Source organism: Flavobacterium sp. 28YEA47A, assembly GCF_041262125.1.
Classification (GTDB): Bacteria; Bacteroidota; Bacteroidia; order Flavobacteriales; family Flavobacteriaceae; genus Flavobacterium.
Window position 1 is genome coordinate 34,700 of the sequence record NZ_JBGCCI010000014.1, and the last position, 25,707, is coordinate 60,406.

Sequence of the window (25,707 nt, forward strand, 5' to 3'; positions counted from 1 at the left end):
TGGCATTGATTTTGGTGTAATTCGAGAAACAATCTTAAAACAGTATAGTATGAAAACGGATTTTTACACCAAAGCAGTCTTGACAATCATTGCAGTTTGCCTGACCGTATTGACTTTGCAAAATGTAGACATCATTCCTAAGGCGTATGCTGCAGAAAAAAAGAATAATCTGAATACGATTCCTGATAAGAATTATGCATTAGTTCCTGTGAATGAAAATGGAACAATTGATGTAGTTATTAAAGGAATAAATACGTCTGATGAATTGGATGTGAATATTGACGAAGTAGGAGGTTCTTCCGTTTATAGTGCTATTCCGGTTAGGAATGAATAAGTTAAAGCATGGATAAGAATAATCCTGGTGCGTTTTCTTAATCTACTTCAAGTTTTCTAACCGGAATATTTTTGAAATTTGCTAAAAGTAATTCCTATAAAAATGAAGACATTCTCTCAGGTTTTTTTAAGAACAGCTCTTTCGGTATCTTATCTATCGGCAGTGGCAGACCGTTTCGGTATATGGGGCGCACCCGGTAGCCAATCAGTCAGTTGGGGAAATTGGGATAATTTTCTGGCGTATTCCAATTCGGTTAATTCCTTTGCCTCTCCTGCAATAGGAACACTATTGGCCTATGTTGCGACGGCTTTAGAAATACTATTGCCTGTATTGCTGCTTATTGGTTATAAGTTAAAATGGGTTTCCCTATTTTCTGGAGTATTGCTTTTGGGTTTTGCCCTTGCTATGACACTGAGTTTCGGATTGAAAACTCCTCTGGATTATTCCGTATTTACAGGATCGGCAGCTTCTTTTCTTTTAAGTACTTTGGATAGTTACAAGTATAGTTTGGATTATTTTTTGGCGAAAAATAAGGATTGAGTATCCGAAACTTTACACCAAAATATATTTCGATACAGTCAATCGTTTTATGTTTTGCGGTTCTGCGCCTTTGCGAGAAAATAGTTGCTCGCAAAGACGCAGAACCGCAAAGTTTGTAAAAGGAAAATCATCGTGCAATACTATTTTTAATGGCTTCTTTTATTTGATGTAAACTTTCTGATAGTCCTTAAATAATGAGCCATAACTTAACATAAAGGAAGTACTAAAATGAGTATTTTTGTAAGTGGAGCAGCCCATATAGCCGCTTTGCAAGAATTGAATTATGAGTTTTCCAGATGATAAAAAATTAGACAATCCCGTTTGGCATTCGTTATCCGAAAGTCATCGGGATTTTGCAATTGATTATAAAAATATAAAGTTCTACCATCCGGATTATTGCCCGTTTGGTGGTTTTGAAATCCCAAATGATATTTCAGACAGTATCGATGCCTATTCTTTGTTGGCAGATAGTTTTTTTATAGTAGGTGAAAAACCAGTGTTGTCTGACAAGCTGTTGCTGAAAAACGAACTGATTTGCGCACAAATGATTGTTTCTGGTAAAATCCAAGTGGAGTACAAGAATGCCATCGTGCCATTAACACAAAAAGACACCAAAGTTTTATTTGATTTGGTCAATCTGGTACAGCCGGGTTATTTTAAAGAAAAGACGTCCCTACTAGGTGATTATTACGGAATCTTTGAAGAAGGTCAGTTGGTAGCCGTAACCGGTGAACGAATGAAAATGGATGATTTTGTCGAAATCAGTGCCGTTGTCACACATCCTGAACATACCGGAAAAGGCTTGGCAAAACAATTGGTTGCCCATACAGCCAATGCTATAATCAAAGAAGGAAAGACACCTTACCTTCATGTTGTTGAAAGCAATGTAGGCGCTATAAAATTATATGAAAAGCTCGGTTTCACAACAAGACGAAAAATCAGTTTCTGGCACATTGCAAAATTGACAACTTAACCCTAGCAACTATTACCATGATTTCTTTACATGATTTTATAACCGATTTCAATCTGGATTTTCCTTCTCATGTGAACCTGTTGCCTTGGGAAATAACCAATAATCTCAAAGAAATCCTGTATGGAATAATTTCAGGATTAGGCGATGAATATAAAATACAAGATGGAGTGGCTATACACAAGACAGCAACAATAGAAAACGGAGCTGTTTTAAAACAGCCTGCAATAATTGGAGAGAATTGTTTTGTTGGAGCAAACGCTTATTTTAGAGAAGGCGTTTTTCTTGGCAAATCGGTTAAGATTGGACCGGGATGCGAAATCAAGAACAGCATTATCAGTTCCGGAACGGCTATCGCACATTTTAATTACGTTGGTAATAGTATAGTAGGAAACAATGTCAATTTTGAAGCGGGTTCAATCGCCGCCAATCACTATAATGAAAGGACAGTCAAAAACATTTCTGTTCTTTATAGGGGACAGATTATTGACACAAAATCAGATAAATTCGGCTCGTTGATTGGAGATAATTCCAGAATAGGAGCCAATGCAGTATTATCACCCGGAACACTATTAGAGAAAAATTCAGTTGTAAAAAGACTGGAATTGATAGAGCAATATAAAATATAATGCAAAGGATAAAGGATACTTAGAAATAAAATAGGAAGAATAACCATAGTAATAATGACAATCGTATTATTTTGGTGACTATAAGACTGTCCGCACATAAACGCTCTCTTGGAATTTTAGTACTGCACTCTTCGGCTCTTATTTTGTAGCTTTTTTGGTTGTAGCTCTCCTAAAAGCAACTGAGATTATAAGCAAGTCTCTTTTTTATGTTTTTTTAGCATTCTTATTTACTTCGTTTTTCGTGTATCATCTAGCTATGACAGCTATAACGAAACCTGAAGCCTGTTTTGCGGCTTTAACGGTGAATAATTTCTAATCACAGAACCTATAAGCAGCCGATAATTCATTCCTTTTTCCGGTTGGTACTATTTCATGCTTTTGGAATTTTTTTCCGGCTAAAACATCATTCAGGAAATTTAAAATTGTGTGGTGCTCTTTTTCAAAAAGATAACCGCTGTATTCATGTCCACCACCACAAAACGTATAAAGCGTTCCGGATTCATCCAGACTTATAATATGGTTATAGATAGAATAGGAACCAAAAAGCATTAGCCATCCGGAAGCATCAGTTTTGCAATAATGATGTGGCGCTGTACCATAAGGCACGGTCTTATCTCCATTGCCGTGAAAGAAAAACATAGGAATCGCATTTGTTTTCGTAATAAGATTTAAGTCCATGATGGCTCCGGCGCCAGACACAAGTCCGGCATATTTAAATCCGGCAGGTAGCGAATTATCATACAGATTCATCGTTTTAAAATCCCAAAAAGCAGCATGGAGTACGGTTTCGGCTCCGGCACTAGACCCTGCAATGAATATTTTTGAAGTATCGATTCCATATTTTTCGCTGTTTTTTATAAAAAAGGAAGTCGCCAGCCACAAATCGTTTACTGCATATTGAAAAGCCTTAATCTTTTCAGAAAGAATGCCATCACAACTAAACTTTTTGCCTTTGGCGTACAACGTATAGGTAATCGTAGCGCTTGCGTAGCCGTTTTGTGCCATATAATTGCATAGACTATGGCCGGACTGTCTTTCGCCTCCAGAAAATCCGCCGCCATGCACATATAAAAGCAATGGGAGTTTTTTACTAGAAGTTTTTGCCGGCAGAAACAAATCCAAATCCAGTTTTAGCGTGTCATTCTGGAAATAAGTCAATGTTGTCATCTTTTGCGCATTTCCCTGATAAAATGACAACAGAAACAAAAAGACAATCAGGAATTTTTTCATTGTAACTTGGATAAATAGATTATAATTGGTCAAAGCAAGAATCCTATTTCAAAATTATTTCCATCTCTTATAAGGATGATGGCTCAAAAAGGCGTTATAATAACGTTCATCGTTTGTAACTTCATTGCCTAACCAATCAGGTTTTTCAAAAGATTCATCTTCAGATTTCAATTCAATTTCTGCAATAACCAAACCTTCATTTTCGCCAAAAAACTCGTCTACCTCAAAAACATGGTTGCCGGATTGTACTTCATAACGTATCTTATCAATAACGCCCTTTTCGCAAAGCTGGATCAGATGTTTGGCCTCTATAAGCGGAATTTCGGTTTCCCACTCAAAACGGGAAACTCCGGATTCGTTTCCTTTTCCCTTAATGGTAAGAAAACCGCTTTCTCCTTTGATTCTGATACGGACTGTCCTTTCCGGATGGCTGTTGAGGTAACCTTGGGCAATTTGGTTTTTGGTAAAAGCGAGTGATTTAAACTGGTCTGAATTGACTAGGAATTTTCTTTCTATCTCAAGCATGGTCTATCTTTTTATCAACGAAGTTACAATAAATGCTCTTCTATTCGTATTTTTACGATGAAAGCTTAAGTTAAAACTCCATGAAAATTAGAAAATCGAAGCCAAAAATCTCCATTGCCTCTTTTTTGAAGCATTATTTTGATGAAAGTCAGTTATGGACACTGGCAAATGATGAAATTGAATTACTGGTACAGCTGGTGAGTATTATACGCCCAAAAAAACCTAAAACGGTTCAGGTTGTCGATATTCAGGAATTGTTGGAATTCCTCCAGAAAAATGATTTCATACGATTGCAATTTTCTTACTATGTAAAAGAACTGCTTCATAACAAAAAATTCAATAAATTCCTTTCCGATGCGGGAATTCTCCGTGACGTTGATTTTATATTTGAAGTCCGAAAAAGGATTTTTTCCAAATTGCTGCCTTACCAACCAAATAAAGATTCGTTGGAATATATTCTAAATCAGGTTTTTTATTTGCCAACCGACACGATTTGGGTAAACAAAATTCCAATTTCGCAAATTGAGGAGCTTTATGATCTGTTGCTTTTCAAACCGATTTACAATACTGTAGAAGAAAAATCTGTATTGTCTGAAATGCTGCTTTCTATGAGTATTATCACACAGCGTATCAGTGGTCGTGCTATGGAGACAGATGTCATAAAAATGGTTCCGGAATATGATAATCTTGAAAGTCCTTTTGCTGCTTTTGAAAAAGAGCTTCATCAGATTGATGATACGATCAGGAATGCGGAAAGCAATCATTTTATTACTTCTTCAGATCTCTACTATAAACAGCTATTGATATTACATAAACAATGCAATGATTTTGTAGAAAAAGCTTTTGCCAATTCCTCAAAATATGGTATTTCGCTTCGCGTAAACCAAAATTTGCTCAGAATACGCCAGCAGCTTTACCGACTTAAAGTGCTGATTCCGCTTTTGGTTGTTGATAGGGAAGAAAACAAAAAAAATAACGGCATACAACTCGCTCTTAAATTGATAAGGTACAACTGCTATAAAAATGATATCAGAGACCTGGTAAACGAAAGTACGCAGCTCTTGTCGTATGAAGTTACCCAACATACTGCAAAAACGGGAGAAAAGTATATTACAGAAACACGACAGGAATATTTTAAGATGTTCAGGGCGGCTTTGGGCGGCGGACTGATTGTTGGTGTTTTATGTATCATTAAAGTAATGCTGGGCAAGGTAGAAACCAGCGGTTTTGGACATGCTTTTTTATACAGCATGAATTATTCAATAGGGTTTATTGCTATTTATCTCTGCGGATTTACACTGGCTACAAAACAACCGGCCATGACAGCGTCTGCATTAATCAGGGCTTTGGAGCAAGGAATGAAAAAACAAGGGAATTCGTCTGAAAAACATCAGGCATTTGCCGTATTTTTTGCACGGGTTTTCAGGTCGCAGTTTATTGCCTTTGTCGGGAACGTTATTATGGCATTTCCGGTTGCACTATTGGGAATCTGGCTGATTGATTATGCTTTTGAGTACAATATAGCTGCTTCTAAATGGACAAAACTGCTAACAGACATAAGTCCGGTTCATTCTCCGGCCATTTTCCATGCAGCCATTGCCGGAGTATTTCTTTTCCTTTCGGGTATTATTTCGGGAAGTATTGCCAATAGAGACAAACACCATCAGGTGTATTACAGAATACAGGAACATCCCGTGCTAAAGATGACTTTTGGCAGGGAAAAGACAAAAAAACTCGCTGATATTTATGAGAAAAAATGGGCAGGTATTATTTCAAACTTCTGGTTTGGTGTTTTTATGGGTTCAACAGCCTCTATCGGGTTGTTTTTTGGATTAAATCTGGACATCAGGCACATTACTTTCGTAAGCGGTAATTTGGCTTTGGGGCTTTATGGAGCAGATTTTATGGTAACTTTGTCATTGGTAATCTGGTGCATTATAGGGATTGGCGTCATAGGATTGGTCAATTTCCTGGTGAGTTTTGCTTTGTCTTTAGGGCTGGCTTTCCGTTCCAGAAATATTCCATTGCGTGAAATCCGATTTGTTATCTCGTCAATCTGGAAGCATTTCAAGAGCAAACCTATGAGTTTCTTTTTTCCTTCCGAAAGTAAGATAAAAACCCAGGTCGAAGAAGACTATCTGGCTTCGGACACAAAAAAATAAAAAATGATTATTAGAGAGTATACCGTTTCTGACAAACAGAGAATAGTGGAACTGTTACAGCTGAATACACCAGAATTCTTTTCTCCTAATGAAGAAAAGGATCTGCTGTATTATTTGGATAATGAGGCTGACAATTATTTTGTTATTGTTATGGAAGACAGGGTTGTTGGATGTGGAGGTTTTAATCTGACCGAAGATGGCAAAACGGCAAAAATATCGTGGGACATCTTCGATCCATCCTATCAAGGAAAAGGATTAGGCAGTGCCTTAACTCAATTCAGGATTGAAAAGATAAAGGAAAATAAACAGGTCAGGACTTTGTCTGTCAGGACATCACAGCTTGTTTATCGCTTTTATGAAAAATTTGGGCTTGAACTCAGAGAAGTTGTTAAAGATTTCTGGGACGAAGGATTTGATTTGTATCGATTGGATTGTGATATAGAGTCCATTTGATAAATTGGCAGTTGGGATTATGGAGGAGCAGGAACAAATTCAGAATCGTAAAATCATCCACGTCGATATGGATGCCTTTTATGCTTCTGTGGAGCAGATGGATAATCCGGAACTGAGAGGAAAACCTATTGCAGTTGGCGGCGGAGGAAGCAGAGGCGTTGTAGCTGCTGCAAGTTATGAAGCCCGAAAATTTGGTGTACGAAGTGCCATAAGCGGTTATCAGGCTAAAAAAAATTGTCCCGACCTGATATTTGTAAGGCCAAGATTTGAACGCTATAGAGAAATCTCTGAAAAGATACGCCAGATTTTTTTTGACTATACAGATCTGGTCGAACCACTTTCTCTTGATGAAGCCTATCTTGATGTTACCGTAAATAAAAAAGGCAATCCCAGTGCGACATTAATCGCTCAGGAAATCCGCAAAAGAATATTAGAAGAAGTAGGGTTAACTGCATCTGCCGGAATTTCCATAAATAAATTTATTGCCAAGGTAGCTTCTGATTTTAATAAACCCAACGGACAAAAAACGGTCAATCCTGATGAAGTGTTGGCTTTTTTGGAAGAACTTCCAATACGGAAATTTTATGGAGTTGGTAAAGTGACCACGGAAAAGATGTATCAGTTAGGAATCTTTACAGGAAAAGACCTAAAGGAGAAATCGGTAGACTTCCTGGTTAAGCATTTTGGAAAATCCGGAGCCTTTTATTATGCCGTTGTCCGGGGCATTCATAATAGTGCTGTAAAGCCGGAACGCATAGCAAAATCAGTAGGAGCGGAGCATACGTTTCATGAAAACCTGACTTCGGAAATTTTTATGATGGAACGTCTGGAATCGATCGCAGCGACTTTAGAACGAAGACTAAAGAAATATGATATTTCAGGAAAGACGGTTACGTTAAAGATAAAATACAGCGATTTCTCTCTGCAAACCCGAAGCAAGACAATGCCCTATTTTATTTCTGACAAAAGCCTTATTCTGGATGTAGCCAAAGAACTGTTATACCAGGAAAAAATGAAAGATTCGGTTCGCCTGCTTGGAATTTCACTTGGAAATTTGAATACGGAAGTGAAAAAGACAGTGGCTGTTCAGTTAAAGTTTGATTTTTAATTTAAGATTTAAGATTTAAGATTTAAGATTTAAGATTTAAGATTTAAGATTTAAGATTTTTGACTTAGGGTATCTAAAATCAAAAATCATAAATCAAAAATAAAAGAGTTTCTCGACCACTTTCTGTCAAAGATTTATATTTGCTAAAATTATCACCATGTTAGACCTAAACGAATATGAAAATGCACAAAAGGAACATTCCGCTATGCGGAACGGTATTCCCATGCCTTTGTATTCGTGGGATTTTTTTGGAGATTATTTGGAGCACCTTAAGATTATCCTTTCTGATTTGTCAAAATTAAAGACGCTTTCAAAATCAAATCAATGGAAGTTTAATTGGAATTTTGAAGAAGAGCTGCAAAAAGACCATGTAGTAGTTGTTACAGACAGTTTTTTGAATATTGTATTTGCTTCAGAAAATATTATTGGAATGACAGGCTATGCTTCGAAAGAAGTGCTTGGAAAAAGCCCGAAATTGTTTCAGGGAGCTAAAACTTCAAAAAATGACCTCAAACTCATCCGGGAAGCCATTAATGCTAAAATCCCTTTTGAAAAGACAATTACCAACTACAAGAAAAATGGCGAAACCTACTCCTGTCACATCAAGGCTTTTCCTGTTTTCAATCGCAAAAAACAGGTTATAAATTTTATTGCATTTGAAAAAGCAGCTTAAAATTTCTTGTTATAAGCCGTTTTTTTCTTTTCAAGTCTCCTTAGTTTAATTTTTTCTAAAACATTTTTCTTTGCGTCTCTGCGCCTTTGCGAGCGAAATTTTCACGCAAAGGCGCAGAGACGCAAGGCTTATGGATGAAATTCCTTTGTAAATAAACGACTGGTTTAATCGTTAAAGTTTTTCTCCCCTGAAAAAAAGGGGAAATTTCCCCTTGTCTCGTTTATGCCATCAGTATAGCTTTGTAACATAATCACAGGCATTGGGAATTTACATGAATTGCACAAGTTCTTCCCAAACAATGTGTCGTTGAATTATAATGGGGGTGTATGACTTTCTGCAAACAGGGTTAGTGGCTGTTTTGCAAAAGTCATCTGGAAAAAAAAAGGTTTGACTTTCGTCAAACCTTTTTTGATTTTAATAATTTTTTATTTTTAGTTTCTGCTCGAAAGCTTAGAAAGCAATCTTAGAAATTCAATATAAAGCCATACCAGGGTAATCATTAATCCCATAGCTCCAAACCATTCCATGTATTTAGGCTGGCGGTTTTTAGCTCCTTTTTCAATCAGGTCAAAATCCAGAAATAAATTCAAGGCAGCAATAATGATTACAACAACACTGATTCCGATGCTCATTGGAGAATTGCCATAATGTACAGGAACAAAGCTGGTAAACATAGAAAGTAGCCAGGAAATAAGATAGTAAGTAGCAATAGCTAATGTAGCAGCGATAACTACAGATTTGAATTGCTCATTTACTTTTACAATCTGATATTTATACAGACCAAAGCATATTAAAAATGTTACAAATGTAGCGCCAACAGCTTGGATCACAATTCCAGGATACATCGCTTCAAATACTGCTGAAATACCACCAATAAATAATCCTTCAACTAAAGCATAAGCAGGAGCCAGATACGGAGAATATTGCGGTCTGAATGATGAAATTAGGACAAGTACGAATCCAACGATTGCTCCTCCTATTGCCAAAGGAAGCGGATTAGTGCCATTAAAAGCCAACCACCATGTTAAAGAAGCAGTAGCAGTTAACAACAAGAGCATAAAGAAACTTTTGTTGATGGTTCCCGAAATAGTCATTTCCTGACCATAATCAATTAAAGTGTTGTTTTCGTCATGGCTATAAGAATGAACAGTTGGTTTGCTGAAATTCTTGTTGCCTAAAAATGGATTATTTGACTTAAAATTCATAATCGTTTGTTTTAATATCAGCCCAAATATAATTTTTTCTTTTCTATTTTTTCTGGTTACAGCAATAAAAAATCCGTTAGGCGACTAACGGATTTGATTTTTGTCTTGTTTTGTGTCTATTCCATTTCAGAAACTCTCAGCGTATTTACCATACCTTTGTCGACTACCGGCATTGCTGCAAGATTAATAAGGAAATCGCCTTTGTCAACATATCCTTTTTCTTTTGCAATTTCATTGATATCTGTAACGGTATCGTCTGTACTTACAAACTTGTCGTAGTAGAATGAATTTACGCCCCATAAAAGATTCAATTGTGTCAGGATCTTTTTGTTGGATGTAAAAACCAAAATATGGGATTGTGGTCTCCAGGCCGAAATCTGGAAAGCTGTATAACCGCTATTGGTTAGCGTACAGATTGCTTTCGCCTTGATTACGTTAGCCATCAAAGCCGCGTGATGACAGATGGATTTCGTAATAAAACGTTTCGTTCTGATTTGCGGCGTATTTTGAGGTACTTGAATTAGTGGAGAATCTTCCACAGCTTCAATAATCTGTGTCATTTTTTCAATTACCTGTACCGGATAGTTTCCTACAGAAGTTTCTCCTGAAAGCATAACGGCATCAGCGCCATCCATTACAGAGTTGGCTACGTCATTTACTTCTGCACGGGTAGGCGTAAGACTCGTAATCATTGTTTCCATCATTTGAGTAGCAATAATTACAGGAATACGGGCTGTTTTAGCTCTGTGGACCAATTTTTTCTGGATTAAAGGTACTTCCTGTGCTGGAATTTCAACACCAAGGTCGCCTCTGGCTACCATCAAACCGTCGCAAAAAGCAACAATCTTATCGATGTTTTCAACACCTTCCGGCTTTTCGATTTTAGCAATAATCGGAATTTTATGTCCTGAATTTTTAGAAATAAGGTCTTGCAGTTCCTGAAGATCTTCTGCTGTTCTTACAAAAGAAAGTGCAATCCAATCCACCTGATTTTCTATAGCAAAAAGAGCATCCTTAATGTCTTTTTGTGTCAAGGCTGGTAAAGAAACTTTAGTATTTGGAAGGTTTACACCTTTTTTAGATTTTAGAGGTCCACCTTGAATAACTCGGCAAATTACTTCTGAAACGCCATTGGTTTCAATAGCTTCAAACATTAATTTTCCATCATCAAGAAGGATTTTTTCTCCCGGGTTTACATCAGCAGGGAATTGTTTGTAGTTCATGTAGACTCTGTCGGCTGTTCCGGGAACATCTTCGGCAGTCTGGAATGTGATGATATCTCCTTTGCTGACAACGACATCTTCTTTCATCACTCCAACACGAAGCTTAGGACCTTGAAGGTCGGCTAAAATAGCGGTATTATATCCAAATTCATCATTCAGTTCGCGGATCATATCTATTCGGGCTCTCACATCGGTGTAATCTGCATGGGAAAAGTTAATCCTAAATACATTTACTCCAGCATCGATCATGTCTTTAAGGACATCTTTAGTGCTGCAGGCGGGACCTAATGTAGCTACGATCTTTGTTTTTTTTCTTGTCGACATTATTAGAAAATTAAGTTGTTTTTAGATTTTATATTGTCTGGAATCAGCTCGTAAACAGTCGTGATCCATTCTATTTTATTTAATTGTTGTACAATCTCTTCAATTTCAAAAGTGTTGCAGTTGTTTTCTATCTTCAAAAAGTAGTCTACTTTTTTAAGTTCAGGAAGAAGATATACTTTGGTGGCAATTTCTACATTTTCGTCTAAAAAAAGATCCTGCTTACCGCTTTTCTTATGGGTAATAATCTCATTTTTGTTTTGAACCAGACTCCATTGGATGTCTTTTGCCGTATCATCATAGCTGAATTTTGTAAACGCAGCTTCTCCTTCTTTGGTCGTAATGCCAATCTCGTCATTGCTTCGGCTTAGGAGAATAGGTAATTGCTGATTGATGAAGAAAGCCAATCTGAAATCTTCTAATGAAGTGTGGATAGCAATAAGCTCATAATCAACTTCATCAAATTCGTCAAGATGTAACTTATGGATGCCCATATTGAATTTAAATAAGTCGTAAATATAGCTATATTTGATGAGGAATTATATAAAATACAATTAGGTTAACGTTAATTTATCAACGAAAACGATATAGTTTTAAGGGATTGATGATTATTTAGTATTGAAAAAAAGCAAAATTGATTTCAATGAGTGTTATTTTTTTTAATCGTAGCCTTGAGATTTTCAATTGTTGCAAAAAAGACTTTTCTTTCCTTGTCAAAGGTTTCTAATAATACTTGGATTTGTTGAATGAAAAACTCGCGTTCTTCAATAGAGGACGTGAACTTAAATTTTTCAACCGAAAAAAAGCTTTCGATATTTTTATTAAAGCATTTTTCAAATACTTTGCTTTCGTCAAATGCTAATAATTCATCTAGCTCAATTCCATAGACTTCTGCAATTTGAGTTATTCTCTCCATGTCAATTTTAGTGACATCGTTCTCAAGATTAGCATATGATCGTCTCTCCATATTTAGCTTTCCGGCCATAGTTTCTTGCGTATATCCTTTTAGTTTGCGTAATAATCGTAGCTTTTCTCCTATTTTCATGGCGTTTAATTGTTTTGATATATGCGACAAACACATATGTTTTAATTATTTATTCCGATTTGTGTGTTGTTTTTTCCATAATGGAAAAACAGATTTATTTAATTTTAAAGAAATTAATATTTAACAAAATAATATGTTTTTTTAAAATATTTATAAATTTAAAACAATTTTACATGAAAAAGATGTTGTTTGGTTTAATTGCTTTTATTTGTATTACTAATTTTTCGTTAGGACAAACTGAGAAGATAGATGTCCTGTCAGAAGAGTTTTTTAAAGCAGGAGTTAATTATATTGTTAAAGGAAAAACAAATGAGGGATTACTATTTAGCTTCGAGACTTTCAATAGATTTTATTTTAGAAATAAAAAAGTAAATCTTAAGAGGTACACGATAGAACTAAAGAAAAATACTTATTTTTTAAATGATATAGAAAATAGCGGTATAGATAATTTGTATTCGGCTTATATAAAGAATAATTCAGTGTATTTATCTACTCCATACTTAAAGGGTATGATTGAAGAATTTGGGGATAAGGTTTTTGAGGATCAGAATGTGTGTGTACTATTGTTATTTGTTAGGGAAAGAATGTTGGAAGAAAAAGAGAAGACAACTTTTGAAATGTTTAAGAGAAATAAAAAAGGCTGTGCTGCAGGAGATACTTACTATTCTGTGGGTTGGGGTTTGTCAACTGACTCTTCACAAAGTCATTTAGCAAATGTAATAAAGGAAGCGGCGTCAGAGGGTGCATTTAATGGATGTGCTGAAATATCGAAAGATTTTACAACAAGTTGCGCTAAAGGGAATCATATATGCGTATCAACTTTTGCATGGTGTTGTAAAAAATAATTAAATATAGATGATATGGGAAAAGTAAATTCGTACACGGTTCTTTCGTTGCTGTTGTTGTATTTGTCGCTTGTAGTATATTCTTTAGTTCTAATCTTCAGGAGAGAAGTTAAGTTTAGATTTTTATTTTCTGTTTTAATAGTTTTCTTTTTGCCCATTATTGGGCCACTTTCTTACATTATTTTTTATCATAGTAAGAAATCGGATAATACCCATATTTAAAATCTCAAACTTGGCTTGATTAGCGAGCTTTAAATTTAAATAGTAAGATAAAAAATAGGACTTTTATAAGTCCTGTTTTATTTATTATTGATTTTTTCCTGAAAAGCAAAGTAGGCTCTTTGGGAAGCTTTTTCTTCGGCTTTCTTTTTTGAAGTAGCCCTGGCTTTGGCCACTACTTTATGGTCAATACTGAGCTTGACACCAAAGAAACGCTGGCCGTCAATGCCATTGTCTTCATAGACATCATAATGGAATGCTTTTTTTTCTTTCTGGCACCATTCAATCAGCAGGCTTTTGTAGCTGATGACTTTGCCTTCCAGCTTAGCAATATCCACATATGGAGTGATGACTCTTTTTTTGATAAACTTTTCGCAGTAAGTATAGCCTTTATCAAGATAGATGGCTCCTACAAGTGCTTCAAAGATATTACCGTGTATGTTTTCTCCAAAATGCTGGGCCGGGACTTTGCTTTCGATAAAGCGAATCAGGTTGAGGTCACGTCCAAGCTCGTTCAAATGTTCGCGGCTTACTATTTTAGAACGCATTTTTGTAAGATATCCTTCGTCTCCGGAAGGAACCTGATTGAATAAGTGAGCAGCAATTACTGAACTCAGCATGGCATCTCCCAGAAATTCCAGACGTTCGTAGTTAATCTGGTTTCCATCGGCATCCAGTTTGTTGGAAGAACGATGCGTGAAAGCCCTGCGGTAACACTCAAGATTGACAGGTTTGAAGCCTAGTATTTTATAGATTTCACTAAAAAAAATCCCGTCTTCATGAGAACGGGAATTTGGAAATATTTTTCTGATGATGTTCATCCGAATATTATAGTTCTAGTTTTTTAACCAAAACGCAAGCATTGTGTCCACCAAAACCGAAAGTATTACTCATTACTACTTTCATGTCTCTTTTTTGAGCCTTATTGAATGTAAAATTCAATTTTGGATCAATGTTTTCATCATCCGTAAAATGGTTGATGGTTGGAGGAACGATACCGTGTTTGATCGATAAGATAGAAGAAATTGCTTCGATTGCTCCAGCAGCTCCTAATAAATGTCCTGTCATCGATTTGGTGGCATTCAAATTCAAAGTATATGCATGCTCACCAAATACGTGCTGAATAGCTTTAGACTCAGCGATATCTCCAAGTGGAGTAGAAGTTCCGTGCATGTTAACGCCATCAACATCTTCCGGTCTTAGGCCGGCGTCTCTAAGGCAGTTAAGCATTACGTTTTTAGCGCCCAATCCTTCCGGATGTGGTGCAGTGATATGATGCGCGTCTGCAGACATTCCGCCACCGCCTATTTCACAATAAATCGTTGCACCACGCGCAATAGCATGCTCGTATTCTTCAAGAACCAAAGCTCCTGCTCCTTCACCTAAAACAAATCCTTCACGGTCTTTGTCCATTGGTCTTGACGCTGTTTTTGGATCGTCATTACGGGTTGAAAGTGCGTGCATAGCGTTAAATCCGCCCATTCCTGCAATAGTTACAGCGGCTTCTGAACCTCCGGTAACCATTACATCAGCATGATTCAGACGGATATAGTTGAAAGCATCAATAAGCGCATTGGTAGAGGAAGCACACGCAGAAACTGTCGTGAAGTTTGGTCCTCTGAAGCCATATTTGATAGAAATATGTCCACCGGCTATATCGGCAATCATTTTTGGTATAAAGAAAGGATTGAATTTCGGAGTGCCGTTTCCTTTTGTGAAGTCCATAACTTCCTGCTGGAATGTTTCAAGACCTCCGATTCCAGAGCCCCAAATTACACCGACTCTGTCTTTGTCTAATTTGTCAAGGTCGAAATTGGCATCTCTTACAGCCTCGTCAGACGATACTATAGCATATTGTGCATAACGATCCATCTTACGGGCTTCCTTGCGGTCTATAAAATCTTCTGCATTAAAGTTTTTCAGCTCGCATGCAAATTTAGTTTTGAAATGAGTGGTATCAAAATAAGTTATGGGAGCAGCACCGCTAACACCATTGATAAGTCCATTCCAATATTCCTGAACGGTATTTCCAATGGGTGTCAAGGCACCTAAACCAGTTACTACGACTCTTCGTAATTTCATACTTATAATTTTATAGTTATAAATTTATATAAAAAATACCCATGCTTTCTTCTTAGTCATAAAAAAGAGACAGGGGTATTGCATAATATCTTAATGATTGAAAGCAATCAAATTGAATCTTTTGTAAAAATAATAACTCCCGTGGATTCTCAAGGAAAACACGGGATGTCAATTGTTATTATTTTTTTGCTTCTTCTATGTAAGAAATTGCTTGACCTACAGTAGCAATGTTTTCAGCCTGGTCGTCTGGAATTTGGATGTCAAATTCTTTTTCGAATTCCATAATAAGCTCAACAGTGTCTAATGAATCAGCTCCTAAATCATTTGTGAAGCTAGCTTCTGTTACAACTTCGTTTTCGTCAACGCCTAATTTGTCTACGATAATCGCCTTAACTCTTGATGCAATGTCTGACATAATCTTTTAATTTTTGAATTTAATTGTTGGCAAAAATAAAAAACTTTATTTTAAAACAACGTTTTAGTTGATAAATGTGAGTACTAATTTAAAAAAAATATTTCACAAAGGCTTTCAAAATACATTTAATATCATTTATTATTCTTTTTTTTGTGCTATAATTAATGACGTTTCCATGAAAAAAATCATCCTGTTTGCTTCGGGTTCCGGTTCCAATGCCGAAAATATTGTCCGCTATTTTCAGGATAAAAAAACGGCGGAAACTGTGGCGGTTTTTTCAAACAATCCCGATGCCCAAGTTTTAGATAAAGCACAAAAATTGGGAGTGCCGGGTTATGTATTTACAAAAGAAGAGCTCAATTCAGGTAAAGTGTTGGAGCAAGTGCTGGCGCTGAATCCGGATTTGATTGTATTGGCCGGGTTTTTATGGAAATTCCCAACCGATATTGTGGCAAAATATCCGAATAGAATCGTTAATATCCATCCTGCATTGTTGCCAAAATACGGCGGTAAAGGTATGTATGGGATGAATGTGCACAGAGCAATTTTAGAGAATCAAGAATCATATTCAGGAATTAGTATTCATTATGTAAATGAAAATTATGACGAAGGCGCAATGATTTTTCAGGCTGAAGTTGCGGTTGATAGCTGTACGACTCCTGAAGAAATAGCGTTAAAAGTACAGGAATTGGAACACTTGCATTTTCCTCAAATAATTGATAACCTTTTACATTCATAACTATGAAATACCTATTGCTTTTAATTTTGGTTTGCCTTGCAGGTTGCGGAAGCCGAAATACGATTCAAGGTACATGTAACCAAGATTTTGATTCCTTTTTTGAAAAATTCGCAAGCGATAGCCTGTTCCAAAAAAAGCATGTGGATTTTCCGATTATGGAGTATTACTCTGATGAGGACTTTCCGCTTGATATGATGGAAAGGATGACGGATGAAGATACTTTTGAAACCATTGATTTTGATAAGAATGCCAAAAGTGGCAACAAACCGTATGAAATTAATATAGACAAGAAAACGGATAGTGTTTTTTGCTATAAGAAGGGTATAAATAACGATATTAATACTAAGTATACCTTTGTCTGTAAAAAGGATTCCTGGTTTTTGGTTGAGATAACCGATACTACTGATTAAACAAATTCACAATGCACCAAGTACATATTTATACCGATGGCGCTGCCAAAGGAAACCCTGGTCCCGGAGGTTATGGCGTGGTGATGGAATGGGTAGGCAAACCCTATAAAAAAGAATTTTATGAAGGTTTCCGCCATACTACCAACAATAGAATGGAACTTCTGGCGGTTATTGTAGGTTTGGAAAAACTCAAATTGCCAAACACCAAGGTCTTGGTTATTTCCGATTCCAAATATGTTGTTGATTCTGTCTCCAAAGGCTGGGTCTTTGGCTGGGAAAAGAAAGGCTATAAAGACAAGAAGAATCCGGATTTATGGAAACGCTTCCTTATTATTTACAGAAAACATCAGGTCGATTTCAAATGGATAAAAGGCCATAACAATCATCCGCAAAACGAACGTTGCGATCGATTAGCGGTTATGGCATCGGGATTGCCTAATTTGTCGGTTGATGCTTTTTATGAGAGGGAAGAGAAGGGGTTCTAGTTATAATAAAGAGCGGAAAAATATCCGCCCTTTATTTTTTTATAATTTAAAACGAGGATTACTTAAATCCAGCCTTAATGTTGTTGTATTTATCTTCTTCTTAGGCCAAGCTGAATAATTTATCATGCGAAAATTGTCTTAGTTAAAGCAATATTACTGCTCTTTAATAAATTGTGTTAAAAATATTGCTTTTTAAGCTTATTGTCAATAAATTTTATTTTGACGACTAATTTAAAAATATTTAAATATTATTTTGTACGGTTTTCCATAAATGCATAAAATAATCCTTTGAATTGATTTTTGATTCATAAATAAAAACCACCCTAAACTGGGTGGTTAGTTTTTATTCCAAAATTATTTATTACATTCTAACTTATTAGATTCTGTGAGATATTTTATTAGTTCAGGATATGTGCTAAAATTAATTTTTTCACGCTTAGAAATATTCATACCATTACTCTTATAAATATTTAGTTTAACTGAACTGGAGACCTTTTTACTATGATTGTATTCTATACAATTCCATGTACTGCCATAAGAGGAAAGACTACTCCAAAAGTACCCTGTAAATATTGGTTCTTTATCTTGACAAATGGCGAACTTTATGCCATGTTTCATAGAAGATTTAAGACTTATAATTTTGTTAATCGCCTCTGCAGATAATTCTATTTTTCCTGAAAGAGTATCCAAACACAAGACTTCTTTACTTACAATTAAAGGGTTTTCATTCAACAAATTCTTTGTCACTTCAAATTTTGGAGCATAGATAAATTCTTTTTTTACTGAATCATACGGAACCTCAATCTTTTCATCGCTTGATTTGAGTGTGTAAATTTCAATTTCGGATTTTTTGTCCTTTTCCTTGCAAGAAAAACAAAGTAGTCCAACAATTGGAAATAAAAAATTAATCGCTTTATTTTTGAGGTTCATAATTTAATAGTTTTGGGTTAGTATTGTCTGGATATATATCTTTTAATTCTTGCTTAGTAAAAACAGCAGGTTTTTCTGTTGCGCCATTTTTTGAAAAGTAGTATTCAGTCCCACCGTTATCAGTGCCATAATATACTGCAGAATGGTCGCCAAAACTTAGAATAGTTTTTCCGAAAACTGCTTCTTCGGTTGACGAAACTTCTGTCAAGTCTTTTTTTACATCTTTTACTTCACTACTAAATGGGTCTGCTAAATCTTTAAAGCCTGCAGTTTCAGGGGTAATTTCTTCTCCTTTTACTGTGGCAATAGCAGCACCATGACAATTATAACAATCTGTTCCAGCATTATATTCGCTTGTTGTACTTGAATTTTCAATTGAACGAGTCATGTTATTATTTAATTTTACTGTTTTACCTTCAGTAAATTGATAATTTTCTGGAACATTTTCACCTGTTGAATTTAGTTTAAATCTATTAGATATATCTTTTGAGGTCGTTCCTAGAAATTTTGCTAAACTAGCAACATTATCTCCTTTTTCAGCTATCAAATTTCCATTTCTATCGGGTTTCCACTTAGCTTGCATTCCATCAGGGTCAACAAATATTATTGGATTATCATAACAATAAGTGTACGGCGACCATCGTCTTGATGATTCAGCTTTCGGGTCAATATTCATCCACCTTCCAATCGCAGGGTCATAATTCCTTGCTCCGTAATCGTACATACTAAGCCCCAGCTCGTCTTGGAACTCCTTCCCGTTGTACTTATAATTATAAGGAAGCGGATCTAAAACCGGTTCTAACCCGCCAAAGTCCTTAAGTACTACACCTCCTTTAGATTGTTGATGTATTAGTTGGTCAGAATTATAATTCGTATTTTTTAATCCAAAAGGATAATAATGGTTTTCTTCAAGAATACTAAGTGTTCCCGGATTTTGAGGGTTTTCAGCATAACTCAATCGGATATTGCCTAAATGGTCGGTATAGTTAAATACATAGCTATAGGTATAACCACCAGTGCTGTTCAGAGTAGCTCTAACATAACCTTCTGCAGTTGGAAAAAATTCGAGTAAGTTGTTCTTATATTGAAAACCTCCCAAATAGTCAACAATTCCGCCTGTTGTCAATCTTGAACCGGTGATTGTTTTTTTAATCTTAGTTCCAGTTGCGTCATAAAGATATTCAATTTTATTGCTTTCTGATCCAAAGACAATTTTTATTGGCAGATTCAAATGGTTGTAACGGATCTCGGTTATGCCTTTGTTGAGATCCTGAGTCATGTTTCCGTTGGCATCATAGAAGTATTCAGGATAGTCAATAGCCCCATCTTTGAAACCCTGAGGATCCCCGGTATTGTCTTCTATAGATGTTATTCTATTTCGATTTTGTCCATCGTAAGAATAAAAAAGATCGTCAATTTGGACATAAGCTCCCGAATCTGAATCGAGTCCGCCATTTCTTTGTAGTATAGTAATGTTACCGTTCTTGTCATATTGTATGTATTCATTATAGGATTCGGTCATCCTATTTTCCTTACTATAAACAGCATTGGTGAGCCTATTGACAGCGTCATATGAATAGCTGTATTTTCTGGTCTTATTGTCACTTGCAGTCTTCCATTCAGTCTCAGTTATGTTGCCATTAAAAAGCGGTTGTGCAACTATCGGTGAGTCGTAGTATATTTTAAAAGCAAAGAGATCGGTAGGGTCTCCGACTCTCGTCAGTGACGTAGTATTGTTGATTTCTTTCAGCCAGTTGCGAACAGTATAGGCATAGTCGATTTTTTGGAAAGCTGAATTTCCGCTGATGTCGGTACCTCCCACATTTTTGCGGACAAGCTGTCCCAGATTATTATACTCATTCTTTGCTAATAGTTGCGGGATTCCTGTATTAATAGTATGAGTAAGAGTAAGCAGGCGGTCTTGATCGGAATAAGTATAATCTTCACGAACTTTTAATTCTGCATCAGAGGTGGTTCGTTTGTGGTAAATAATAGTATAGAGGGTTTTTCCTGAAAAATCGAGTTTATTATCTGTACGGGTATAACCTCCCAGATAATTCATTGTTTTTTTCTGTATTGCTCTTGCTTTTTTGTCATATAAGATGTAGGAAGTTTCACCTGTATATATTGTGCTGGTTTGTAAAGCACGTGTCCATGAGCCTGTGGATAGACCTTTCGGTTTTATTGAAAGGTTATAATATACGGTATCTCCTTCAACGTTTCCAAAAGAAGAGGGAGCATTTGGAAAATTATAATCATCATAATAGTTTACTGTAAGTATGTGGTATCCTGTCGCAGGCCATGCAATGTTGGTATAGTGTAAGACTACACCATTTACGTTATTATCTGATGCGCTTTTGGTTTCACTCAGGTTGCTAGTTTGGGCATGACGAGCAACCTGCAATGTATTTCTCTCATTGCTGGTTACCGTGGCCGGCATCCATCCTGTATAAGCAATGCGGTCAAATTCATCATATTTAGTAATTAACCAACCGGTTGAGCCAGCCGGTAAGTCCGAAAAAGGAGAAAAAGTAGGGCCAGTAGCGATAATTCTATCCAGATTGTCATAAACAATAAATTCCCACTGTTTACCCGGAAGCTTTTTTTCTACGAGGCGATTACGTTTGTCATAGCGGTATTGGTAGCATAGACCGTCAATCTGTGTTAATGTTATTGGACTGCTTAATAAGGGAGGCAGTACGAAGGCTAAATTACCGAATTGATTGTATACATAATAGGTCTCCATAGGTTGAATGACCTTATTGCCTCTTAGATTATAAATAGCGTAGGTTTTTTTAAGTATAATCCGGCCTTCTTTGTCCTTGAATTCTTCTGTTGTATTTAGCGTGCCGGAAGTCCAATTTTCGTTCTTTATAACAGTTTTGTAGAGTTGTCCTGCTGCATATCCTTCAGCTTGCTGAACTAAGGTCGAAGTATAGAGCCCTTGTGAAGCTTGCCATATTGCTGTGGCACTAAAAGATCTAACTTCACCTGCAATATTGCTACTATACTCCGTTTTTATTTCGTGCCCCGAACCCATAGCCCAAGAATTACCGGGAGCGGCCTGTTTTATTACTCGATTTAATGGAGAATTCTCGAATAATGTTTCACTAAAAGGATTTCCTGTAGTTTCAAACCCTGGAGATAAAGGCTGTGAAGTATTATAGTAGTTTAAAGAGGCTCCCTCGGCGTTGGTATCAAAAGCTAATGTAGCTGTTGTTGTCGGATAGGGTAGATACTTTTTAGTTTGTCTGCCAAGACCATCATAGCTTATATGAGTTACTAGATCAGTTCCTGCTCCGGACTGTCTGTGCGCGCGTTCTTGATTGGGTCTTCCTAATCCATCAAAATAAATGATATTTTGTGTTGCCTGAGCAGCTGTGGGATTAGATAGCGATGATGTAGAAGATACTTTGTAATTAGTAGTCTTTATATAATTTTGACTCTGGCTTTGAATCAGCATTGGCAATAATATAGCTGCCAGAAATAATATCTTTTTCATGTCGTTTAATTTTGAATCCAGTAATGATATTGGTTCTCAGAAAGAATGTTGCCCTGACTATCTTTAACCCGTTTCAATCGTCCAGAGCTGTCATATTCGAAGAATGCAGTCTCTCCTTTTGGGTCGGTTATATTACTGATTCCTATCAATGGTTCATATACATATGTTGTTATCATTGCCTTTTGCATGTTGATGTCAACACTGGCTCGTAATCCATTCAATGCTGTACTAATCGATGAATCAGTTGCGTTTTGGATAGTTGTGATTAAATTTCCGGGAATATTAGCATAGCTAATATTTTCAAGCTTGGCAACTAGCTGGGTATTTCCATATCCCCATATTAAAGATATAGGTATGCCGTTTTCTTTTTGATATTCAAGTATATTTCCCCGATCATCCCTTTTATTGACGCGAATTTTAATTTCAGGATTTAATTCATCTCTTCTTTGGCTTATATGTTCCAGCATGACAGAACCATTTTGCCATGTTTTATATGCATATTCATTTTCATTAATGTTTTCTTGATTTGTTGTTTTTCTTGTTCCTGTTTTATAAGGGATTAATATGTTTTTTGTCAGCATTTGACTCAACCAGGGCTTGTTGCTATTAGCCTCGGGATATAAATAATATTTTTCAAATTGTTCACCTTTGCTATTGCTAAAGTATTCTAAACTTAAATTTCCGTATGGATTATTAGAATAATTGTAATCATATTGTTCAACAATATCACCTGTGCCAAAATGAGTTGTTACAGTTTTGTGTTCCAAGAAGATTTTGGAATTGTATTTTATTGGTTTAACTGAAAACAAATACAAGCCATGATAGTTTTGGATATCTGTTTGTGTTATCGATGAGCCAGAAGATAATAGCTTATGGTATTTTTTAAATTCCTTCGTCGCATCATTAGAGTCATAAAGGTGCATTTTTAAAAAATCAGTTTTAATACTCTTTAAAAGATTTCCAGAATTTATGCTGTCATTTTTTACAATTTGACCATATGAATAAATTTCAGTATATTTTTTAGTATTAGTATTGTCGAAGTATTCTTTTTTTAATAGTTTTCCGAATAGTTGATTTTCAGTAGTATCGTAAAAATTTCTTTCTGGAAAAGGATAAATATCGTACCCGCTTCTTTCTATAAACCCTGCTGCTGTTTTCATATACCCAGTTCCTGTTGTTCTGGCATAAAAAGGAGAAAAATTCGAATAAGATGTGGATTCAGTACCAGCAGCATAAATGTTGGGCTCATCTGAAGGTCCTGTTATAGAATTGACCTTTCCACGATTATCTACATTGTTGAAATAAAATTTAGTATAATAGGATAGATTTGGATTTTCTATGTTTACTAGTTTTTCTGTCACATTTGGATAGATTATCTCACGGCCTTTGAAATCCATACGATTCCCAATGCCATGTGTTGATAATTTTACCATTTTTGCATATATACTATGGTCATTCAGGCCAGACTGGCTAAGTTTTTCTTTGGAATAATGTCTGTCGAAATGATAGTAAGAATAATAATTTAGCCTGCTGTTGGCATTGTAAAAATCATAAGTGTTATTTTCAATTTCGGTTTTCCTGTCATATTGGTTGTTCAGGTTCCAGTTGGAAATATAAGCCAATGAAGGTTTGTATAGCAATGTACCGCTACTAGCCGTAGCATCATTAAAATTATCATAGGAATATTCTGTTTTTTTTGCTAATTGTCCGCCGCCTGAATAATATTTTAACTCCTTCGTTCTAACGCCTGGACCTAGTGCTTTTTTGTTTTGCAGCTTTGGATCGAAATAGGTATTGTTCTCAAATACAACTTCTAATTCTCCTCCAGTAGGGAAAGTAATTTTTTTTAATGTACCGGTTTTCGGATGGTTTAATTTTACAGATCTATTTGAGCCACTATTAACGGTGTAATATGGGACATTTGGTATGTCATAGGATATTTTATTGCCATTTGTGTCATTTGGATCTATATAAATGGTAGGAAATGAAGGGTAGTTGTTTGCAATAGCCTGCGGACCCAAATAATAACCAAAAATATCTTGATATTGAACATAGCTACGAGGTGGCAGCGCATCAATATTGTCATAGCTGAATGAATATGTCTTTTCTGTTCTACTATCTTCGACACCGGTTAAAAACATTCTGTAATCTTCATGCCCACCATCTAAATCAGAATAGGAAAATGTTTTAGAGAGGTTAAAAGATTTTATTAGTCTTTGATCTTTATTCCAGAGCTCAATCCTATTAAGGTTAAATCCTCCAGTTTTCATGTCTGGTCTGTAATTGGTATAATGAAATTTAACTCGTTGATTATCATAGGATATTTCTGATATTGAATGCCCTTCAATATGTGTGTCAAGTCTATTTATTGCATAGGTAGGCAATGCTGGTGATAGGTTGTATTTCAAGTTATTATATTCTCCATCATGCATTCTGGGCACTTGTTTTTGATAAAGGTATTCATTCGGAATATATTGAAAATTGATTGTTTTGTTGTTTGGCAGTTGAATGCTTGTTATTTTCCAGTTATTGGTGGTTGTATTATACGTTTTCCATTGGAAAATTCGCATGTTATTTTCTCCAAAGAAATTATTAAAAAATTCTTCTATAGAATCAGCGTCAATAAAATCGAAATTTTCAAAAGTATAAATGACTCCTCTTTTATCGGTTATCTCAAACTTTGAAATGACAAATTCATCGACATCTCTTTTTTGCTGATTAGGAGAATAGTTTTTTCTTCTATCATGAAAAAGAGCTGAGCTTATGTAATATTTAATCTTAATTCCAATCTCATCAATTGGGACTGCTTCAAAATAAAGAGCACCGCCGCCAGGAGAAACTGTACCATCAATATTAAAATATGAGGGTTTTCTCTTAAGAATAAAAGAAAAATTTAAATCGCCTATGGCGCATCTAAATATATCGGGTTCTGTATCAAGGTTAAAAGAAGGGTTGCTGAGCTCATCTGATTCTGGCCAGGTCTCAAATCTCTTAATCTCAACTAAACTGCCAATTTCACTATAGCCATTGTCAAAACGCCTTTTTGGGAAAAAATTAGTGAACCAGCTCCCTATAGTTGCATTGGCACTCCCTCTATAGGCGCCATATCCAGTGCCTATAGTTTTCATCATATTTATGTCATAATTAGTGTAGCCAACATCTCCTCCAGTTCCTAAAAAATTGCCTAGATTATCACAAAATCTTTTATTGCTCCAAATCGTACTACCCATCTCATCTGCTACATCATGTATGGTTCTTGTAATTGAACCTCCAGCAACCAAATGCCAGTCAATTCCGACTTCATTAGAGATGTCATCTAATTGTACTCCACCTGTAGAATATTGGAATGTTATGGGTATATTGAGATATTCTGTTTCAATTTGATGAAAATTGATGTCTAAGCCAAATTTACCTGTTAGAAGGTCTACGCTTCCTTCTTTAGAATAATCTTGAAAAGTATAGTAATTGGGCTTGTTTATGGTTTTATTGATATACTCGCTATAGTCTATAGTGTTATCTTGATTATTTTGAGAAAAGGCTGGATGTGTGTATGTTAAAAACAGCATTGCCAAAAGTGCATATATTTTTTTCATGTGTAGTGTATTTTATTGTTTGTTAATGGCCTTTACGACCTTCACCGAGTCGTTCTGCACGTTGGTTCG

24 protein-coding genes are annotated in these 25,707 nt (G+C 35.8%); 12 read left to right on the forward strand and 12 right to left on the reverse strand.

All coding sequences use genetic code 11. From position 1 onward, the window contains the following. The first annotated feature begins 49 nt into the window (after window positions 1-49). The 4 genes from ABH942_RS15920 to ABH942_RS15935 all read left to right on the forward strand — a co-directional run bounded on the left by ABH942_RS15920 (window position 50) and on the right by ABH942_RS15935 (window position 2,473). Entirely contained in the window at window positions 50-334 is a 285-nt protein-coding gene (locus ABH942_RS15920; RefSeq protein ID WP_370033699.1) for a hypothetical protein, read from the forward strand. 102 nt (window positions 335-436) lie between these two features. Further along, window positions 437-874 (forward strand): DoxX family membrane protein, encoded by a 438-nt coding sequence (locus tag ABH942_RS15925; protein ID WP_370033701.1) that lies wholly within the window; start codon window positions 437-439, stop codon window positions 872-874. A 283-nt stretch (window positions 875-1,157) separates the two neighbouring features. Continuing rightward, window positions 1,158-1,847, forward strand: a complete 690-nt coding sequence (locus tag ABH942_RS15930) for a GNAT family N-acetyltransferase (protein WP_370033703.1) — start codon at window positions 1,158-1,160, stop codon at window positions 1,845-1,847. 17 nt (window positions 1,848-1,864) lie between these two features. Continuing rightward, the gene (locus ABH942_RS15935; RefSeq protein ID WP_370033705.1) at window positions 1,865-2,473 is read left to right on the forward strand and encodes a DapH/DapD/GlmU-related protein; all 609 of its coding nucleotides are present in this window, start codon (window positions 1,865-1,867) and stop codon (window positions 2,471-2,473) included. 312 nt (window positions 2,474-2,785) lie between these two features. Here the strand turns inward: ABH942_RS15935 and ABH942_RS15940 are convergent, their stop codons facing one another. Together ABH942_RS15940 and ABH942_RS15945 are read right to left on the reverse strand one after the other, a co-directional pair. Beyond that, window positions 2,786-3,703 carry an alpha/beta hydrolase gene (locus ABH942_RS15940; protein ID WP_370033707.1) on the reverse strand — a complete coding sequence of 306 codons (918 nt, stop codon included), beginning with the start codon at window positions 3,701-3,703 and terminating at the stop codon, window positions 2,786-2,788. 54 nt (window positions 3,704-3,757) lie between these two features. Then, a complete protein-coding gene (locus ABH942_RS15945) occupies window positions 3,758-4,228 on the reverse strand; it encodes a CYTH domain-containing protein (RefSeq protein WP_370033709.1) in 471 nt (156 codons plus the stop codon). A gap of 80 nt (window positions 4,229-4,308) precedes the next feature. On the opposite strand from ABH942_RS15945, the gene ABH942_RS15950 reads away from it, so the two are divergent. From ABH942_RS15950 to ABH942_RS15965, 4 genes are all read left to right on the forward strand, one after another. Further along, window positions 4,309-6,390: a site-specific recombinase gene (locus ABH942_RS15950; protein WP_370033711.1), complete on the forward strand. Its 2,082-nt coding sequence runs from the start codon at window positions 4,309-4,311 to the stop codon at window positions 6,388-6,390. Between the two features lie 3 nt (window positions 6,391-6,393). Continuing rightward, on the forward strand, window positions 6,394-6,843 hold the full coding sequence (locus tag ABH942_RS15955; protein WP_370033713.1) for a GNAT family N-acetyltransferase: 450 nt from the start codon (window positions 6,394-6,396) through the stop codon (window positions 6,841-6,843). A 19-nt stretch (window positions 6,844-6,862) separates the two neighbouring features. Next, window positions 6,863-7,951 (forward strand): DNA polymerase IV, encoded by a 1,089-nt coding sequence (gene dinB / locus ABH942_RS15960; RefSeq protein ID WP_370033716.1) that lies wholly within the window; start codon window positions 6,863-6,865, stop codon window positions 7,949-7,951. Between the two features lie 157 nt (window positions 7,952-8,108). After that, the gene (locus ABH942_RS15965; protein ID WP_370033718.1) at window positions 8,109-8,624 is read left to right on the forward strand and encodes a PAS domain-containing protein; all 516 of its coding nucleotides are present in this window, start codon (window positions 8,109-8,111) and stop codon (window positions 8,622-8,624) included. Window positions 8,625-9,055: 431 nt separating this feature from the next. On the opposite strand, the gene ABH942_RS15970 is transcribed toward ABH942_RS15965, so the two are convergent. From ABH942_RS15970 to ABH942_RS15985, 4 genes are all read right to left on the reverse strand, one after another. Next, window positions 9,056-9,829, reverse strand: a complete 774-nt coding sequence (locus ABH942_RS15970) for a Bax inhibitor-1/YccA family protein (RefSeq protein WP_370033720.1) — start codon at window positions 9,827-9,829, stop codon at window positions 9,056-9,058. 116 nt (window positions 9,830-9,945) lie between these two features. Next, entirely contained in the window at window positions 9,946-11,376 is a 1,431-nt protein-coding gene (pyk, locus tag ABH942_RS15975) for a pyruvate kinase (protein ID WP_370033722.1), read from the reverse strand. 2 nt (window positions 11,377-11,378) lie between these two features. Continuing rightward, window positions 11,379-11,867 carry an IPExxxVDY family protein gene (locus ABH942_RS15980; RefSeq protein ID WP_370033724.1) on the reverse strand — a complete coding sequence of 163 codons (489 nt, stop codon included), beginning with the start codon at window positions 11,865-11,867 and terminating at the stop codon, window positions 11,379-11,381. Between the two features lie 146 nt (window positions 11,868-12,013). Next, on the reverse strand, window positions 12,014-12,418 hold the full coding sequence (locus ABH942_RS15985; RefSeq protein ID WP_370033725.1) for a helix-turn-helix domain-containing protein: 405 nt from the start codon (window positions 12,416-12,418) through the stop codon (window positions 12,014-12,016). 173 nt (window positions 12,419-12,591) lie between these two features. Here ABH942_RS15985 and ABH942_RS15990 point away from each other — a divergent pair, with 173 nt between their 5' ends. Continuing rightward, entirely contained in the window at window positions 12,592-13,263 is a 672-nt protein-coding gene (locus ABH942_RS15990; protein ID WP_370033727.1) for a hypothetical protein, read from the forward strand. A 299-nt stretch (window positions 13,264-13,562) separates the two neighbouring features. Here ABH942_RS15990 and rnc read toward each other — a convergent pair whose 3' ends face one another. From rnc to ABH942_RS16005, 3 genes are all read right to left on the reverse strand, one after another. Further along, window positions 13,563-14,303 (reverse strand): ribonuclease III, encoded by a 741-nt coding sequence (gene rnc, locus ABH942_RS15995; RefSeq protein WP_370033729.1) that lies wholly within the window; start codon window positions 14,301-14,303, stop codon window positions 13,563-13,565. Window positions 14,304-14,310: 7 nt separating this feature from the next. Next, window positions 14,311-15,564 carry a beta-ketoacyl-ACP synthase II gene (gene fabF, locus ABH942_RS16000; RefSeq protein ID WP_370033731.1) on the reverse strand — a complete coding sequence of 418 codons (1,254 nt, stop codon included), beginning with the start codon at window positions 15,562-15,564 and terminating at the stop codon, window positions 14,311-14,313. A 178-nt stretch (window positions 15,565-15,742) separates the two neighbouring features. Next, window positions 15,743-15,979: an acyl carrier protein gene (locus ABH942_RS16005; RefSeq protein ID WP_007137004.1), complete on the reverse strand. Its 237-nt coding sequence runs from the start codon at window positions 15,977-15,979 to the stop codon at window positions 15,743-15,745. Between the two features lie 175 nt (window positions 15,980-16,154). Here ABH942_RS16005 and ABH942_RS16010 point away from each other — a divergent pair, with 175 nt between their 5' ends. Genes ABH942_RS16010 through rnhA form a run of 3 tightly spaced genes read left to right on the forward strand, consistent with a single transcriptional unit; the run spans window position 16,155 to window position 17,613 of the window. Next, complete coding sequence (locus ABH942_RS16010) at window positions 16,155-16,718, forward strand: phosphoribosylglycinamide formyltransferase (protein WP_370033734.1); 564 nt, start codon at window positions 16,155-16,157, stop codon at window positions 16,716-16,718. Between the two features lie 2 nt (window positions 16,719-16,720). Next, window positions 16,721-17,128, forward strand: a complete 408-nt coding sequence (locus ABH942_RS16015) for a DUF4348 domain-containing protein (protein ID WP_370033735.1) — start codon at window positions 16,721-16,723, stop codon at window positions 17,126-17,128. A gap of 11 nt (window positions 17,129-17,139) precedes the next feature. Beyond that, a complete protein-coding gene (gene rnhA, locus ABH942_RS16020) occupies window positions 17,140-17,613 on the forward strand; it encodes a ribonuclease HI (RefSeq protein ID WP_370033737.1) in 474 nt (157 codons plus the stop codon). A 354-nt stretch (window positions 17,614-17,967) separates the two neighbouring features. Here the strand turns inward: rnhA and ABH942_RS16025 are convergent, their stop codons facing one another. From ABH942_RS16025 to ABH942_RS16035, 3 genes are read right to left on the reverse strand one after another with little or no spacing between them, the layout of a single operon-like run. Beyond that, entirely contained in the window at window positions 17,968-18,543 is a 576-nt protein-coding gene (locus tag ABH942_RS16025; RefSeq protein ID WP_370033739.1) for a hypothetical protein, read from the reverse strand. Continuing rightward, window positions 18,527-22,045: a DUF6443 domain-containing protein gene (locus tag ABH942_RS16030; RefSeq protein ID WP_370033741.1), complete on the reverse strand. Its 3,519-nt coding sequence runs from the start codon at window positions 22,043-22,045 to the stop codon at window positions 18,527-18,529. The genes ABH942_RS16025 and ABH942_RS16030 overlap by 17 nt, the downstream gene beginning before the upstream one ends. 5 nt (window positions 22,046-22,050) lie before the next feature. Continuing rightward, a complete protein-coding gene (locus tag ABH942_RS16035; protein WP_370033743.1) occupies window positions 22,051-25,638 on the reverse strand; it encodes a hypothetical protein in 3,588 nt (1,195 codons plus the stop codon). Between the last annotated feature and the right edge of the window lie 69 nt (window positions 25,639-25,707).

What these genes read in the sequence shown, in the direction of transcription:
- ABH942_RS15920 (WP_370033699.1), top strand. Translation starts at nt 50, where the DNA reads ATGAAAACGGATTTTTACACCAAAGCAGTCTTGACAATCATTGCAGTT.
- ABH942_RS15925 (WP_370033701.1), top strand. Translation starts at nt 437, where the DNA reads ATGAAGACATTCTCTCAGGTTTTTTTAAGAACAGCTCTTTCGGTATCT.
- ABH942_RS15930 (WP_370033703.1), top strand. Translation starts at nt 1,158, where the DNA reads ATGAGTTTTCCAGATGATAAAAAATTAGACAATCCCGTTTGGCATTCG.
- ABH942_RS15935 (WP_370033705.1), top strand. Translation starts at nt 1,865, where the DNA reads ATGATTTCTTTACATGATTTTATAACCGATTTCAATCTGGATTTTCCT.
- ABH942_RS15940 (WP_370033707.1), bottom strand. Translation starts at nt 3,703, where the DNA reads ATGAAAAAATTCCTGATTGTCTTTTTGTTTCTGTTGTCATTTTATCAG.
- ABH942_RS15945 (WP_370033709.1), bottom strand. Translation starts at nt 4,228, where the DNA reads ATGCTTGAGATAGAAAGAAAATTCCTAGTCAATTCAGACCAGTTTAAA.
- ABH942_RS15950 (WP_370033711.1), top strand. Translation starts at nt 4,309, where the DNA reads ATGAAAATTAGAAAATCGAAGCCAAAAATCTCCATTGCCTCTTTTTTG.
- ABH942_RS15955 (WP_370033713.1), top strand. Translation starts at nt 6,394, where the DNA reads ATGATTATTAGAGAGTATACCGTTTCTGACAAACAGAGAATAGTGGAA.
- dinB (WP_370033716.1), top strand. Translation starts at nt 6,863, where the DNA reads ATGGAGGAGCAGGAACAAATTCAGAATCGTAAAATCATCCACGTCGAT.
- ABH942_RS15965 (WP_370033718.1), top strand. Translation starts at nt 8,109, where the DNA reads ATGTTAGACCTAAACGAATATGAAAATGCACAAAAGGAACATTCCGCT.
- ABH942_RS15970 (WP_370033720.1), bottom strand. Translation starts at nt 9,829, where the DNA reads ATGAATTTTAAGTCAAATAATCCATTTTTAGGCAACAAGAATTTCAGC.
- pyk (WP_370033722.1), bottom strand. Translation starts at nt 11,376, where the DNA reads ATGTCGACAAGAAAAAAAACAAAGATCGTAGCTACATTAGGTCCCGCC.
- ABH942_RS15980 (WP_370033724.1), bottom strand. Translation starts at nt 11,867, where the DNA reads ATGGGCATCCATAAGTTACATCTTGACGAATTTGATGAAGTTGATTAT.
- ABH942_RS15985 (WP_370033725.1), bottom strand. Translation starts at nt 12,418, where the DNA reads ATGAAAATAGGAGAAAAGCTACGATTATTACGCAAACTAAAAGGATAT.
- ABH942_RS15990 (WP_370033727.1), top strand. Translation starts at nt 12,592, where the DNA reads ATGAAAAAGATGTTGTTTGGTTTAATTGCTTTTATTTGTATTACTAAT.
- rnc (WP_370033729.1), bottom strand. Translation starts at nt 14,303, where the DNA reads ATGAACATCATCAGAAAAATATTTCCAAATTCCCGTTCTCATGAAGAC.
- fabF (WP_370033731.1), bottom strand. Translation starts at nt 15,564, where the DNA reads ATGAAATTACGAAGAGTCGTAGTAACTGGTTTAGGTGCCTTGACACCC.
- ABH942_RS16005 (WP_007137004.1), bottom strand. Translation starts at nt 15,979, where the DNA reads ATGTCAGACATTGCATCAAGAGTTAAGGCGATTATCGTAGACAAATTA.
- ABH942_RS16010 (WP_370033734.1), top strand. Translation starts at nt 16,155, where the DNA reads ATGAAAAAAATCATCCTGTTTGCTTCGGGTTCCGGTTCCAATGCCGAA.
- ABH942_RS16015 (WP_370033735.1), top strand. Translation starts at nt 16,721, where the DNA reads ATGAAATACCTATTGCTTTTAATTTTGGTTTGCCTTGCAGGTTGCGGA.
- rnhA (WP_370033737.1), top strand. Translation starts at nt 17,140, where the DNA reads ATGCACCAAGTACATATTTATACCGATGGCGCTGCCAAAGGAAACCCT.
- ABH942_RS16025 (WP_370033739.1), bottom strand. Translation starts at nt 18,543, where the DNA reads ATGAACCTCAAAAATAAAGCGATTAATTTTTTATTTCCAATTGTTGGA.
- ABH942_RS16030 (WP_370033741.1), bottom strand. Translation starts at nt 22,045, where the DNA reads ATGAAAAAGATATTATTTCTGGCAGCTATATTATTGCCAATGCTGATT.
- ABH942_RS16035 (WP_370033743.1), bottom strand. Translation starts at nt 25,638, where the DNA reads ATGAAAAAAATATATGCACTTTTGGCAATGCTGTTTTTAACATACACA.